At 67.8% G+C, this 12,490-nt stretch carries 12 protein-coding genes; 8 read left to right on the forward strand and 4 right to left on the reverse strand.

The window, feature by feature from the left end; all coding sequences use genetic code 11:
• Positions 1-57: 57 nt before the first annotated feature.
• Both AB0B82_RS02245 and AB0B82_RS02250 read right to left on the reverse strand, forming a co-directional pair.
• Positions 58-1,110, reverse strand: coding sequence for a rod shape-determining protein (locus tag AB0B82_RS02245; RefSeq protein ID WP_360161523.1), 1,053 nt, complete (start codon positions 1,108-1,110; stop codon positions 58-60).
• 30 nt (positions 1,111-1,140) lie between these two features.
• Complete coding sequence (locus AB0B82_RS02250) at positions 1,141-1,398, reverse strand: hypothetical protein (protein WP_360161525.1); 258 nt, start codon at positions 1,396-1,398, stop codon at positions 1,141-1,143.
• 493 nt (positions 1,399-1,891) lie between these two features.
• Between AB0B82_RS02250 and AB0B82_RS02255 the strand changes: the two genes are divergently transcribed.
• From AB0B82_RS02255 to AB0B82_RS02265, 3 genes are all read left to right on the forward strand, one after another.
• Positions 1,892-2,236: a MerR family transcriptional regulator gene (locus tag AB0B82_RS02255; protein WP_360161527.1), complete on the forward strand. Its 345-nt coding sequence runs from the start codon at positions 1,892-1,894 to the stop codon at positions 2,234-2,236.
• A gap of 202 nt (positions 2,237-2,438) precedes the next feature.
• On the forward strand, positions 2,439-3,644 hold the full coding sequence (locus AB0B82_RS02260; RefSeq protein ID WP_360161557.1) for a glycosyltransferase family 4 protein: 1,206 nt from the start codon (positions 2,439-2,441) through the stop codon (positions 3,642-3,644).
• Positions 3,645-3,816: 172 nt separating this feature from the next.
• Positions 3,817-4,437, forward strand: coding sequence for a hypothetical protein (locus AB0B82_RS02265; RefSeq protein ID WP_360161529.1), 621 nt, complete (start codon positions 3,817-3,819; stop codon positions 4,435-4,437).
• Between the two features lie 36 nt (positions 4,438-4,473).
• Here the strand turns inward: AB0B82_RS02265 and AB0B82_RS02270 are convergent, their stop codons facing one another.
• Positions 4,474-6,561 carry a glycogen debranching N-terminal domain-containing protein gene (locus AB0B82_RS02270; protein WP_360161531.1) on the reverse strand — a complete coding sequence of 696 codons (2,088 nt, stop codon included), beginning with the start codon at positions 6,559-6,561 and terminating at the stop codon, positions 4,474-4,476.
• A gap of 310 nt (positions 6,562-6,871) precedes the next feature.
• On the opposite strand from AB0B82_RS02270, the gene AB0B82_RS02275 reads away from it, so the two are divergent.
• Positions 6,872-7,354 carry a MarR family transcriptional regulator gene (locus tag AB0B82_RS02275; protein WP_360161533.1) on the forward strand — a complete coding sequence of 161 codons (483 nt, stop codon included), beginning with the start codon at positions 6,872-6,874 and terminating at the stop codon, positions 7,352-7,354.
• Between the two features lie 107 nt (positions 7,355-7,461).
• Complete coding sequence (locus AB0B82_RS02280) at positions 7,462-8,325, forward strand: SDR family oxidoreductase (protein WP_360161535.1); 864 nt, start codon at positions 7,462-7,464, stop codon at positions 8,323-8,325.
• A 42-nt stretch (positions 8,326-8,367) separates the two neighbouring features.
• Here the strand turns inward: AB0B82_RS02280 and AB0B82_RS02285 are convergent, their stop codons facing one another.
• Positions 8,368-8,952: a TetR/AcrR family transcriptional regulator gene (locus tag AB0B82_RS02285; RefSeq protein ID WP_360161537.1), complete on the reverse strand. Its 585-nt coding sequence runs from the start codon at positions 8,950-8,952 to the stop codon at positions 8,368-8,370.
• A gap of 96 nt (positions 8,953-9,048) precedes the next feature.
• Here AB0B82_RS02285 and pdhA point away from each other — a divergent pair, with 96 nt between their 5' ends.
• Genes pdhA through AB0B82_RS02300 form a run of 3 tightly spaced genes read left to right on the forward strand, consistent with a single transcriptional unit; the run spans position 9,049 to position 12,370 of the window.
• Positions 9,049-10,125, forward strand: coding sequence for a pyruvate dehydrogenase (acetyl-transferring) E1 component subunit alpha (gene pdhA / locus AB0B82_RS02290; protein ID WP_360161539.1), 1,077 nt, complete (start codon positions 9,049-9,051; stop codon positions 10,123-10,125).
• Complete coding sequence (locus AB0B82_RS02295; protein ID WP_360161541.1) at positions 10,122-11,114, forward strand: alpha-ketoacid dehydrogenase subunit beta; 993 nt, start codon at positions 10,122-10,124, stop codon at positions 11,112-11,114. The genes pdhA and AB0B82_RS02295 overlap by 4 nt, the downstream gene beginning before the upstream one ends.
• 11 nt (positions 11,115-11,125) lie before the next feature.
• Complete coding sequence (locus tag AB0B82_RS02300) at positions 11,126-12,370, forward strand: dihydrolipoamide acetyltransferase family protein (protein ID WP_360161543.1); 1,245 nt, start codon at positions 11,126-11,128, stop codon at positions 12,368-12,370.
• Positions 12,371-12,490: the final 120 nt, after the last annotated feature.

A 12,490-nucleotide genomic window follows, 5' to 3' on the forward strand; every position in this document is an offset into this window, starting at 1 on the left:
TCGAGAGTCCGAGGAGTACCTTCGGACGCTGCCGGCGACGGTTCGTGAACGGCCTCCTCATCGCGCGTGGGCAGGCAGCAGTGAGCGGGTACGTGCCGCGAGCACAGTCCGGAGCGCCTCGAACTCCTCCACACAGCGACCGGCGCCCAGGGCAACGGTGTGGAGCGGGTCGTCGGCGATATGCACCGGCATACCTGTCTCCTGACGCAGCCGCTCGTCGAGACCGCGGAGCAACGCCCCGCCGCCGGTGAGCACGACGCCACGGTCCATGATGTCGCCGGCCAACTCCGGCGGACACTCGTCCAGTGTCGTTCGCACCGTGTCGACGATGGCGTTCACGGGTTCCTCGAGTGCGGTACGGAGCTCATCGGTGGTGATTTCGACCGTCCTCGGCAAACCGGTGATGACGTCCCGGCCGCGGATCTCGGCGCGTTGCAGGTCTCCTTCCGGCGCCGGCCAGGCGGAACCGATGGCCATCTTCAGTTCCTCGGCCGTCCGGTCGCCGAGCAGCAACGAGTGGTTCTTCTTCACGTACTGGACGATCGCGTTGTCCAGTTCGTCCCCCGCGGTCCGGATCGACCTGGCCACCACGATGCCGCCCAGCGAAATGACCGCGACCTCGGTGGTTCCGCCGCCGACGTCGACGATCATGCTGCCGGTCGCATCGGCGACCGGAAGGCCGGCGCCGATGGCGGCCGCCATCGGCTCCTCGATGATGTGCACCTGCCGGGCTCCCGCCTGGGTTGCGGCCTCGACGACGGCCCGGTGCTCGACGGCGGTGATACCCGAGGGCACACAGACGACCATCCGCGGCTTGCTCCACGACCGGCGGTGCACCTTCTGGATGAAATAGCGCAGCATGCGCTCGGTGACGTCGAAGTCGGCGATGACGCCGTCCTTCAGGGGACGTGTCGCCACCACGTGCGCCGGCGTGCGGCCGATCATCTTCTTCGCTTCGGCGCCGACGGCAAGGACGCCACCGGTGTGCAGGTTGATCGCCACCACCGAGGGTTCGTCGAGCACGATGCCCCGTCCGCGGACATAGACGAGGGTGTTCGCGGTGCCGAGGTCGACACCGATGTCTCGGCCGATGAAGGACATGGTCGTCATGGCAATGCGAAGCCTCCCGTGGTCCAGTGGTCAGTTGATTCGTTCCGGCAACAACCGCCAGTTGCGTCCGGGATCGTTGCCGTCAGCAACTCGCTGCGTCCCGGCCGGATCATCCGAGCCTGGCTGGCGCTCGTTACTGCGGTCGTCAGTGCGGTCGTCGGACTCGAGCTCGCGCAGAGCATCGAGAGCACGAAGCCAGCGCTCGTGCTCGGAGCTGTCCAGCAGCGATGCGATGTACCACACCGCGAGCGGGCCGAGCACCGTCAGAACCAGAAGCAGTGTCAGCATCGGTCACCCCCGTAGTGAAGACGGCTGAGCGAGGTGGTCAGGACCTAGGCATCGGGTGATACGGAACAGCCCGCATCCGAACGGCCTGCACGTGGCCGGCCGGGCCGCGTGGTGCGACGCAGGTGAGGTCGGGAACCTCAGCTCGTCGACGAGACCCGTCCACAGAGCGTGCAGCACCTTCCGAGATCACCGACCGACTCCCCCAGTTCGCCTCCGCGCGCCGGACGCCACGCCTGGGCTCATGTCGAGGTTCGCGACGGATTCAACGACTCGACCCTCACCTTGCGAGGCCACCCGGTGCATATTACCTACTATCAGAGTTGCAAGTTAAGTGCAATATGGCTGTGATGCAGCCGAGCAGAAGGTCGGCGTGAGGTTGAGCATGGGCTGCGCGTTTCGCCCCGCGCTCGGCGAAACCCGCCCGGCATACTTGCCGGTGAGCGGAGGAAACCTAATACTTGAGTGCAAAGTTTTTCGATGTGCGAGGTACTCCGTGAAGCTGCCGCTCGACGATGCGCGAGCCCCTTTGTTCACCATCGGACAGGTGTCGGACATGCTCGGCGTCCAGCATGCCTTCCTGCGGCGACTCGACCAGCAGGACATCGTGCGTCCGAGCCGGTCCGACGGACGCCAGCGCCGCTACAGCCGGCAACAGATCGATCAGGTGGTCGAGGTGCGCACGCTCCTCGACGAGGGCCTCACCCTCGCCGGCGTGCGGCGCGTGGTCGAACTGCAGGCCCGGGTGGCCGAGCTCGAAGCGCAGCTCGCCCAGTTGAGCGGTGAAGTCCGCGCCGGAAGCGGGCGCGAGCACCGGCGTCAGCCTTCCGATCCCGCCTGATCCGCCGCCCTCGCCCCTGGGGACCGAGTGGCGCGCCAGGCCGCCGTCAGCGATCGGATGACATGCTGGTTGTCATCGTTTCGATGACATGCTACAACATTGTCGTCGTCGCGCCGGCCTGACGGGTCTGTTGGCCCGGCGCGACCTGGCGGCCGGGCGTGGCCGTCAGTCTCCCAAGAGCGAACACAATTCTTCGGAGGTGATGCAGGTGCTTCGGGACGGGCTCGGAGCTGATCGGACCAGGAGTGTGCGGTCCGGCGACGGGTCGTCGTTGCGGATCGGGATGATCGCGCCGCCGTGGTTCGACATTCCGCCGGCCGGGTACGGCGGCATCGAGGCGGTGGTGGGAGATCTGACGGACCGCCTGGTCGCTCGAGGCCATGACGTCCTACTTGTTGCAGCAGGCAACAACGGAACCAAGGCACGGTTCGCCCGGACGTACGACGTACCACCGTCGGACCTGCTCGGTCAGCCGACTCCTGAGGTGGTCCAGGCGGCGGCCGCGGCGCGGATCCTGGCGGCCGAGGAGCAGGCGGGCAGGCCGGTCGATCTGGTGCACGACCACTGCCTGGCCGGTCCACTGCTGGCGCGCGGGCGTGACGTGCCGACCGTTGTCACGATGCACGGTCCGGTCGAAGGCCAACTCCTGGAGTACTACAAGCAACTGGGAGACACGATCTCCCTGGTGGCGATCAGCGATGCCCAGCGGGCCCGGGCCCCGGAACTGCCCTGGGTGGGCACCGTCCACAACGCGATCGATGTCGCCGCGTTCCCCTATCGGGAGGAGAAGGAAGACCAGGTCGTGTGGCTCGGGCGGTACTGCCAGGACAAGGCGCCGCATCTGGCGATCGACGCCGCCCGGGAAGCGGGGCTGCCGATCGTCTGTGCGGGCAAGTGCAGCGAGCCGCCGGAGCAGGCCTATTTCGATGAGTACGTCGCACCCCGCCTGGGCCCGGACGCCACTCACATCGGGATGGCCGACTTCGCCACCAAGACCGACCTGTTGGGCCGCGCGCGGTGCCTGGTGTTCCCGATCTGCTGGGAGGAGCCGTTCGGGCTGGTGATGATCGAGGCGATGGCGTGCGGCACGCCAGTGGTCGCGCTGCGCCGCGGATCCGTTCCTGAGGTGGTGGTCGACGGAGTCACGGGATTCGTGGTCGACGACCCTGCCGAGCTCCCGGAGGCTATTCGCGACGCCAAGCTGCTGGACCCGGTCGATTGCCGCCGCCACGTCGAGGAGAACTTCGACCTCAGCGTGATGACGCTCGGCTACGAGCGCGTGTATCGCCGTCTGGTGCGCCCGACCCCGGCGATGACCTTCTTCGAACAGGCCGGCGACCTCTCGGCCGGTCCGTCGCAGCCTGAACCTGCCCGACCCCCGGCCGCTCACAAGGACATGGCCGCGTAGCCGGGTGGCGTGTTCCGTGCGAGTGAGCCCGGTAGCCTGTCATCTGTACGATGACCAAGTCGGATGTCGTTGCCTTGACGACACGGAGGTTCCAGTGGCTGCCCGGGCGAAAGCATCTCGATCCGCCAAGGATTCCGTCGCGGAACACGCGGTCACCCAACTGATCCAGGTCATGACCAAGCTTGCCGTTCCGGGCCGTACCGACGCCGGCAGTCGCCCACCGCAGCGTGCCGCGATGGGCAGGCCGGCGGCGGACGGCCCGGAACTGCTTGCTGCGCTGACCGCCATGCGTGAGCTGCGGGATCAGCTGACCGAATGGGAACCCGCCCTGATCGCCGCGGCTCGGGCCTGCGGCGTCACCTGGTCCGAGATCGCGCCCGCCCTCGGGCTCACCAGTCGCCAAGCGGCCGAGCGCCGTTATCTCCGGCTCACCCCGAGTCCCGGCGAGGTGCCGGAGGGAACGCGGGAACAGCGGGTTCAGGCAGCCCGCGACAAGCGCTCCGGCGATCGCGCAGTGGCCGGTTGGGCTCGCGCGAACGCCGCGGCCCTGCGGCAGCTCGCCGGTGAGATCACCGCCCTGACGGGGTTGACGCCGACCGCCCGGACGAGTGTCGAGCGGGTCAGCCAGGCACTTGGCAGCAACGACCCGGCCGACCTCCTTGACCCGCTGTCCGAGGCCGGCCCACGGCTGAGCCGCAGCCACCCTGCCTTCGCCGATCGGATCAAGGCCCTCGATCGCACAACGGAGAAGATCCGGTCCGCCGACCGTGGCCGGCGGACCGGATCAGCCTGACGTCGTCATCGAGACGACATCCAACGGCCCGGAGTGTCAGAGCTTCGACTCACGCAGCAGTCGCAGATCGGCGGCACCGGTCAGATCCACGCCGTGGTCATCGGCCTTGATGGTCACCAAATGGTCGCCCAGGCGCAGATTCCGGATGCTGATCGGCCCGAATCCGGCGGGAAGGCGTTCCGCGACCCGGATGGTCCGAGCCGGCACGTCCGGGTCCAGGCGCAGCAGGGACCGAAGGAGCAGCAGCGGTGCAGCGGCTGCCCAGGCCTGCGGCGAGCACGAGGTGGGATACGACACCGGCAGCGTGAACTCCGAGCGATCGAATCCACAGAACAGCTCCGGCAGTCGTCCACCGAACGACGCGGCCGCCGCCAGCAGGCCTTCCGCACTGCGGGCGGCCTCCTCGGTGTAGCCGTACCGCGCGAGGCCGGCCGCGCAGATTGCCGAGTCGTGCGGCCAGACCGAGCCGTTGTGGTAGCTGATCGGGTCGTAGGCAGCCATCGTGCTCGCCAGTGTCCGGAAACCCCAGCCGGAAAAGAGCTCCGGTGACATCAGTCGCTCCGCCACCCGCGCGGCGACGTCCGGCTCGGCCAGTCCGGTCCACAGGCAATGGCCCATGTTGGACGCCAGCGCATCGACCGGGCGCTTGTCCCGGTCAAGCGCCATCGCAAGATACCCCTTGTCGGGAAGCCAGAACGCCTCATGGAACCGCTCCTTGAACCGAGCAGCCCGCTCCGCCCACTGAGCAGCCGCGGCCTCGTCACCGAAGGCAGCGGCGAGTTCGCTTCGCGCCACGAACGCGCCGTACACATACGCCTGGACCTCGGCGAGCGCGATCGGTGGCTCCGCGAACCGGCCGTCGGCGAACCTGATCGAGTCGTGCGAATCCTTCCAGCCCTGGTTGAACAGCCCGCGGTCGGTGGCTCGCTTGTACTCGACGAAGCCGTCCCCGTCACGGTCGCCGTACCGGATGATCCAGTCCAGCGCGCGGTCGACGTGCGGCAGCAATGGCGCGATGCGCTCCTTCGGAGTACCCCAGCGGAGCAGCTCGCCGACGAGCATGCAGAACAGAGGCGTGGCGTCCGCCGTTCCGTAGTACACCGCGTTGCCCGGACTCAGCGGGAACGCGGTCCCGTTGCGCACCTCGTGCAGGATCCGTCCGGGCTCTTCCTCGTTCAAGGGATCGACCCGGCGGCCCTGCAACTCGGCGAGTGCGTTCAGCGTCGTCAGGGCCAGTTCCTGGTCGATCGGCAGCGTCATCCATGCCGTCAGCAACGAATCCCGGCCGAACAGCGTCATGAACCACGGCACGCCGGCGGCCACCACCTCGGTCGGCTCGTCGTCAGGCCCGCTCCAGCGGACCCGCAGCGCACCCAAGTCCTGCACACTCCGATCGAGCACCGCGCTGAGCTTCTCGTCGCCCTCGATCTCCGGCGCCGCACCGCGCCACTTCCGGAACCGGGTGGCCGGCTTCGAGTCGTGAACCGGCTCATCGTGCCGGTACGCGGGAGCGCGCTCCTCCTCGTCGACGATCGGATAGACCTGGACCGAACTCTGCCACCTACCGCCGGCCGGGATCACCACGTCGACCGCCAGAAGTCCCGGCCCGATGCTGCGCCCGCCTTCCAGACGCACCCGGACACCACGCTGACCGTTGTTCGCGCGCGCCTCGGCCAGCAGGTCTTCGTCGTACGCCGTCCAGGAAACCGGGCCGAGTGGCTTGGGGTTACCGGCCTTGACCGAGAACGTGTCCGCGAAGTCGGCGCCGACCTCGATCGTGAGCCGGCACGCGGTGTCCTCGGAGCCGAGATTGCGCAGCACCAGGTCCTCACGCATGCCGTCACCGACCAGACGGTGACGCTCGATCAGCAGCGGAGCACCGTCACCCCGGCGGCGCCCTACGAACGTCGCCTCGTACGGCGAACCGGGCTGGACCGCCAACGGCTCCGGCGGGCGCCCGTCGAGGACGACCCGCCAACTGCTGATGATGCGGGTGTCGCGGTAGTACAAACCATCCACCCGGTCAGCTGCCATCTCGCCGTCCGTGGCCGAGATACAGAAGGTGCTGCCCTCGACCAGGGTGACCTCCGGACTGCTGACCGGCGTCATCTGACTCTGAGACATTCCGTTCCTCCTCAGGCTGCGTGGGGACACACCGGCACACTCGCTGAAGACATCAGGGGTTGTCATCAATACGTTGACAATTGTACTTGTCAACGTACAGTTGCACAGCACTGACGGACGTGCGGATCGACACATTGTCGACCACGCCAACCCAGCGACGCACCGGAGACGCACCTATCGAAGGCCAGAGGAGCGTCCGGTTCGCCAACTGGACGCCGAGCGGCACCATCCAGGTGGTACCCGACCGACGCGCATCGGCTAGATAATTCGTGACGCGAATTGAACACGTTGCGGCTGATACCGTTGCAGCGTGGCGAAGAACGAGGACGGACGGATCGGTGTCGTCGCCGGCCTGGTGCGAACGACATTTCTGGTCGATGCCGTGTATGCGCAGTCGAGCCGTGAACGAGGATTGACACCCCAGCAAGGGCAACTGTTGTGCGTCCTGATGGCCCAGCCGTACAGCATGAGCGAACTGGGCGCGATGCTCGGGCTGGCCAAGTCGAGTATGACCGGGCTTGTCGACCGCACCGAGCGCAACGGACTCGTACGGCGTGAGCCCGATCCGCGAGACACCCGCGCCGTGCGGGTCGCACTCACGCCTCGGGGTGGCCAACTGGCCGATGAGTTCTACGCCGAGACGTGCCGACGGATCGACCGTCTGACGGCGGGACTCAGCGGGGCCGAGCGGGACACGCTGGCAAGTCTGCTGGGTCGCGTCGTCGCGGACAACGAGGCACCGGTCGTCTTCCTGGAGCTCGACGAGACCGGCCGGCCACCCCAGGAAGCTTAGGGGTTGCGGTTCGTAGTACGAACTATTATGATTCGTATTACGAACTATTATGGTTCGTATTACGAACTATCAATCCCGTTGCGTGATCAAGCTTCAGAGGAGTTGTTATGTCGGACCTCATTGCCGTCACCGGCGCGACCGGACAACTGGGCCGGCTGGTCGTCGACCAGCTGCTGACTCGCGTGGCATCCGATCGGGTCGTCGCTGTCGCCCGCAACCCGGAAAAGGCAGCGCCGTTGCGGGACAAGTCGGTCCAGGTGCGGATCGCCGATCACGACGACCGGGCAGCCGTCGACGCTGCGCTGGCCGATGTCGATGTCGTCCTGCTGATCTCGGGGAACGAGTTCGGCCGCCGGATGAATCAGCACGCGAACGTCATCCGCAGCGCCCAGCAGGCCGGGGTGTCGCGGATCGTCTACACCAGCGCACCGCACGCCGACACCAGCGAGACCGCGATCGTCGCCGAGCACAAAGCCACCGAGCGGATGATCCGCGCGTCCGGTCTGACCTCCACGATCCTGCGCAACAACTCCTACCACGAGAACTACGCAGCACTCCTCGACTCGGCTCGAACCACCGGCACGATCATCGGCAGCGTCCACGACGGCAGGGTGGCCAGTGCCGACCATCTCGACTACGCCGAAGCGGCCGCGGTCGTGCTCAGCACCGACGGTCACGACAACGTGGCGTACGAACTGACCGGCGACGTGTCCTGGACCTATCCGGAACTCGCGGCGGCGATCTCGGAAGCACTGGGTACGCCGGTGACGTACCAAGACCTGTCATCGACAGAACATGCCGACGTCCTGCGTGCCGCCGGTCTCGACGAGCCGACGGTCGAGTTCCTCGTACAACTCGACGCGGACGTCGCGGCCGGTGTCTCGGCCGCGGCAACCGACCAACTGCAACGCCTCATCGGCCGACCGACCACGCCACTCCTGGCAGGACTGCGCGCGATCGCCGCGCGGTGAATCGCACGCCCATCGACTGCGGGCCGTCACCTTCGCTCGATCTCACGTCGCCCGCAGCCCCAGGGCGGCCAGGGCCGCGGACGCGTGACGTTCGGCCTCCGCAGGCGAAGGTGCCGGTTCGAGGCCGAGGAGCCGACGGCGGTGCGGTTCGCCGAGGAGCAGGGCGAAGAGCTGCTCTCCGGTCGCCGCCGACGGGCCGAGCAATGCGCTCAGCGCGTCGACGTACCGCTGTGGCCCAGCCGCATAGAAGCTGCCGGCCAGCTCCGGGAACTGCTTCGCCTCCGCGATCACCAGCCGATGAAGACCGACGGCGACGTCGGAGTGCAGCGTCAGGACAAGCCGGCTCGTGAGAGCTTCCAGGTCCGTCGTTTCCCCGTCGGCGAACACGTCTCGATTCAGCCTGCCGACGACCGCGGTGAACACCGCCGTCTTGTCGCCGACATAGACGTAGATCGTGCGTTTGGTGACCTTCGCCTCGGCGGCGAGGCGATCGAGCGAAACACCGCCGTACCCGTGCTCGAGGAACAACCGCACCGCGGCGTCCAGGATCTGCTCACGCCGCTGCTCACGCTCCGACCGGGTCGGCCGGCCACGCTTGCGTGGACCGTCAGCCGCCACCTCGTCCATCCACTCTTCACCCTCTCCGACGCAAATGATACGGTTTAGTGTCATTATGCGGGGTCTCGCAATCCGTGGCCCCTCCCCTGTTCGAGGAGATCCGACATGATCCCTGATGACGGCCGGCCACCCGCCGGGGACCGGCGCACTCGCCGCCGAAAGCCGCAGCCGAAGCAGTCCGAGCTGGTCGGCCACTACCGGCAGATGCTGCTCATCCGCCGCTTCGAAGAGCGCGCCGCTCGCGCCTACACCGAGGCGAAGATCGGCGGCTACTGCCACCTCAATCTCGGCGAGGAAGCCACCGTGACCGGACTGTCGGCCGCGCTGAGCCCGACCGACTACCTCTTCACCAGCTACCGCGAACACGGGTACGCGCTTGCCCGCGGGATCGCGGCGGGCCGGGTGATGGCCGAGCTGTTCGGCCGCAGCGACGGCGTCTCCAAGGGCTGGGGCGGCTCGATGCATCTCTTCGACGTGGAGACCCGCCTGCTCGGCGGCTACGGGATCGTCGGCGGTCAGTTGCCACTGGCCACCGGCGCCGCCTTCGCCATCGCCTACCGCGGTGGCAGCGAGGTGGTGATGTGCCACCTGGGCGACGGTTCGACGAACATCGGCGCCTTCCACGAGTCGCTGAACCTGGCCGCGCTGTGGAAGCTCCCGATCGTGTACGTCGTCATCAACAACCAGCTCGGGATGGGTACGACCGTGGAGCATGCCTCCGCCGAACCGGAGTTGTACAAGCGCGCGGCGGCGTACCGGATGCACGGGGAACGCGTCGACGGGAACGATGTGCTGGCGGTCAAGGAGGCCGCCGAGCGCGCCGTCGCGGCCGCCCGGGAAGGGCGTCCGACGCTGCTGGAGACTGTGAGTTCACGTTTGCGTGGCCACTCCGTCATCGATCCCGCGGCATACCGGACCAAGGAAGAGGCAGCCGCGCTCCGTGCCGCCGATCCCCTGCTCGCGCTGGCCGATCAGCTGCTCGCCAACGGCGCGACGACCGCTTCGGAGCTGGAGGCACTCGACGAGTCGGTGACCGCCGAGGTCGCTGCCGCAGTGAGCTTCGCCGACGCGAGCCCGGAACCGGATGTCGCGACGCTGTTCGACTACAACTACGCGACGCCGGTGCCGAACGACCTCAAGCGACTACCCGCCGACCCGCTGTTCACGGCGGTCGACGCATGACCGAGATGACCTACCGGCAGGCGATTCACGACACCCTGCGCGCCGAGATGATCCGCGACGACCAGGTCTTCCTGATCGGCGAGGAGATCGGTGTCTTCGAGGGCTCGTACAAGATCACCGCTGGGCTGCTCAAGGAGTTCGGTGATCAGCGCGTCCGCGACACACCGATCGCCGAGGAAGGGTTCACCGGCGCCGCGATCGGCGCGGCGATGCTCGGCCTGCGTCCGGTCGTCGAGATCATGACAATCAACTTCTCGCTGCTCGCACTCGACCAGATCGTCAACCACGCAGCCAAGATCCATGGCATGTTCGGCGGCCAGTCCAGTGTCCCGATGGTGATCCGGACACCCGGCGGCGGCGGTCAGCAGCTCGGCGCCACCCACTCGCAGAACGTCGAGTTGTACTACGCCTTCGTCCCCGGCATGAAAGTCGTTGCCCCCAGCAACCCAGCGGACGCGAAAGCCTTGCTGCTGGCGGCGATCCGGGACAACGACCCGGTGCTGTTCCTGGAGAACCTGGCGCTCTACAACACCAAGGGTGAGGTGCCGGACGCCGACGTACCGGCGGAGATCGGACGGGCCGCGGTGACCCGAACCGGGAGCGACCTCACCGTGATCGGATACTCGCGGATGGCAGCGGTCGGGCTTCAGGTCGCGCAGCGACTGGCCGCCGACGGGATCGACGCCGAGGTCGTCGACCTGCGCAGCCTGCGGCCGCTCGACCGGGAGACGATCGTCCGGTCGGTCCGCAAGACCCACGCCGCGGTCGTCCTCGAGGACGACTGGCTGACGTACGGGATCGGGGCCGAGGTCGCAGCGACAATCTCCGACGGCGCCTTCGACCAGCTCGATGCGCCGGTACGGCGGGTGGCGATGGCGGAAGTGCCGTTGCCGTACGCAAAGACTCTGGAGAGTGCGGCGCTGCCGTCGGCGGCGGATGTCGAGACCGCGATCCGGCAGACCCTTGCGGCCGTCAGCCGGCTTCGGTGAGAGGAACGGACATGGGCAAGATCCTGATGCCACGGCTGTCGGACACGATGGAGTCCGGCACCATCGCCACCTGGCACAAGCAGGCCGGCGATCTGGTGACCGCCGGCGAGATCCTCGCCGACATCGAGACCGACAAGGCCGTCATGGAGTACGAGGCCTACGAGACCGGCGTGCTCAGCCGGATCCTGGTCGCCGAAGGCGAAGAAGCCCGAATCGGGGATCCGATCGCACTCATCGGTGACGACCAGGCTGACGTGGACGTCGATGTGGAAGCCGAGGTGGATGGCGGGACCGGCACCGCGGCGACGGACGGCGCACCGGTCGTCGCTGCGCCTCCGGCGGCCGGCAGGGAGCGGGTCCCGGCATCTCCGTTGGCCAGGCGTGATGCGCGGGAACTGGGTGTGGACCTCGCGACCATCCGCGGCAGCGGGTCCGGCGGGAGAGTCATCCGGGCCGATGTCCTGGCGGCGGCGAATTCCGCAGCGAGACCGGATGCGACACCGGCACAGGACAGCGCGCCCGTGGTCGAGCGGTCCCGGCCGAGTACGCCGCAAGGCGAAGCGCACGTCGAGAACGTGCCGCTGGGAGGGCTGCGCAAGACCAGCGGGCGCCGACTCGCGGAGAGCGCGCGTACTGCGCCGCACTTCTACCTGACCGCGGTGGCCGACGTCGAGGAGCTGGTCCGGCTGCGGGCCGAGCTGAACGCCCGGCTGACCGCGGCTGGGCGGCAGAAGGTGAGCGTGAACGACCTGGTGGTGCGGGCCTGTGCACTCGTACTGCGCAAGCACCCGGACGTCAACGCTTCCCTCGACGGGGACGTCGTACGACGGTATCGAGAGGTCAATGTCGGCGTGGCGGTTGCGCTCGAGGACGGACTGCTCGTGCCGGTGGTGCGTAACGCCGACCGCAAGTCCGTAGGAGCGATCGCGGAGGAAGCCGCGACGCTGGCAGCGCGCGCCCGCGAGCGGCGGCTGACAGCGGACGAGATGAGCGGTGGCACCTTCACGGTCAGCAACCTCGGGATGTACGGCGTCGAGCAGTTCACCGCGATCATCAATCCGCCGGAGTCGGCCATTCTCGCGGTCGGAGCCTCGAAGCGCGAGGCGGTCGTCGCCGAGGACGGATCGATCGTCGCGCGGACCCGGATGCGGTACACACTGTCGGCCGATCATCGCATCCTCGACGGCGCGGTCGGTGCGCGATTCCTCGCCGACCTCACGGAGCTTCTGGAGGACCCGTGGCTGATCCTGGCCTGACCCGATCGGAGGATGCGGTGCGTGGTACGACGTTCGACCTGGTGATTCTGGGTGGTGGCAGCGGTGGGTATGCCGCTGGTTTGCGGGCTGCGACGCTGGGGTTGTCGGTGGCGTTGGTGG

Source organism: Kribbella sp. NPDC048915 (genome assembly GCF_040649595.1).
In the GTDB taxonomy this organism is placed as follows: domain Bacteria; phylum Actinomycetota; class Actinomycetes; order Propionibacteriales; family Kribbellaceae; genus Kribbella.

Bases quoted from the DNA above. Each gene is read 5' to 3' on its own strand.
- AB0B82_RS02285 (WP_360161537.1), bottom strand. From the start codon at position 8,952: ATGGACGAGGTGGCGGCTGACGGTCCACGCAAGCGTGGCCGGCCGACC.
- AB0B82_RS02245 (WP_360161523.1), bottom strand. From the start codon at position 1,110: ATGACGACCATGTCCTTCATCGGCCGAGACATCGGTGTCGACCTCGGC.
- AB0B82_RS02295 (WP_360161541.1), top strand. From the start codon at position 10,122: ATGACCGAGATGACCTACCGGCAGGCGATTCACGACACCCTGCGCGCC.
- AB0B82_RS02250 (WP_360161525.1), bottom strand. From the start codon at position 1,398: ATGCTGACACTGCTTCTGGTTCTGACGGTGCTCGGCCCGCTCGCGGTG.
- AB0B82_RS02300 (WP_360161543.1), top strand. From the start codon at position 11,126: ATGGGCAAGATCCTGATGCCACGGCTGTCGGACACGATGGAGTCCGGC.
- AB0B82_RS02280 (WP_360161535.1), top strand. From the start codon at position 7,462: ATGTCGGACCTCATTGCCGTCACCGGCGCGACCGGACAACTGGGCCGG.
- AB0B82_RS02270 (WP_360161531.1), bottom strand. From the start codon at position 6,561: ATGTCTCAGAGTCAGATGACGCCGGTCAGCAGTCCGGAGGTCACCCTG.
- AB0B82_RS02265 (WP_360161529.1), top strand. From the start codon at position 3,817: ATGACCAAGCTTGCCGTTCCGGGCCGTACCGACGCCGGCAGTCGCCCA.
- pdhA (WP_360161539.1), top strand. From the start codon at position 9,049: ATGATCCCTGATGACGGCCGGCCACCCGCCGGGGACCGGCGCACTCGC.
- AB0B82_RS02260 (WP_360161557.1), top strand. From the start codon at position 2,439: ATGCAGGTGCTTCGGGACGGGCTCGGAGCTGATCGGACCAGGAGTGTG.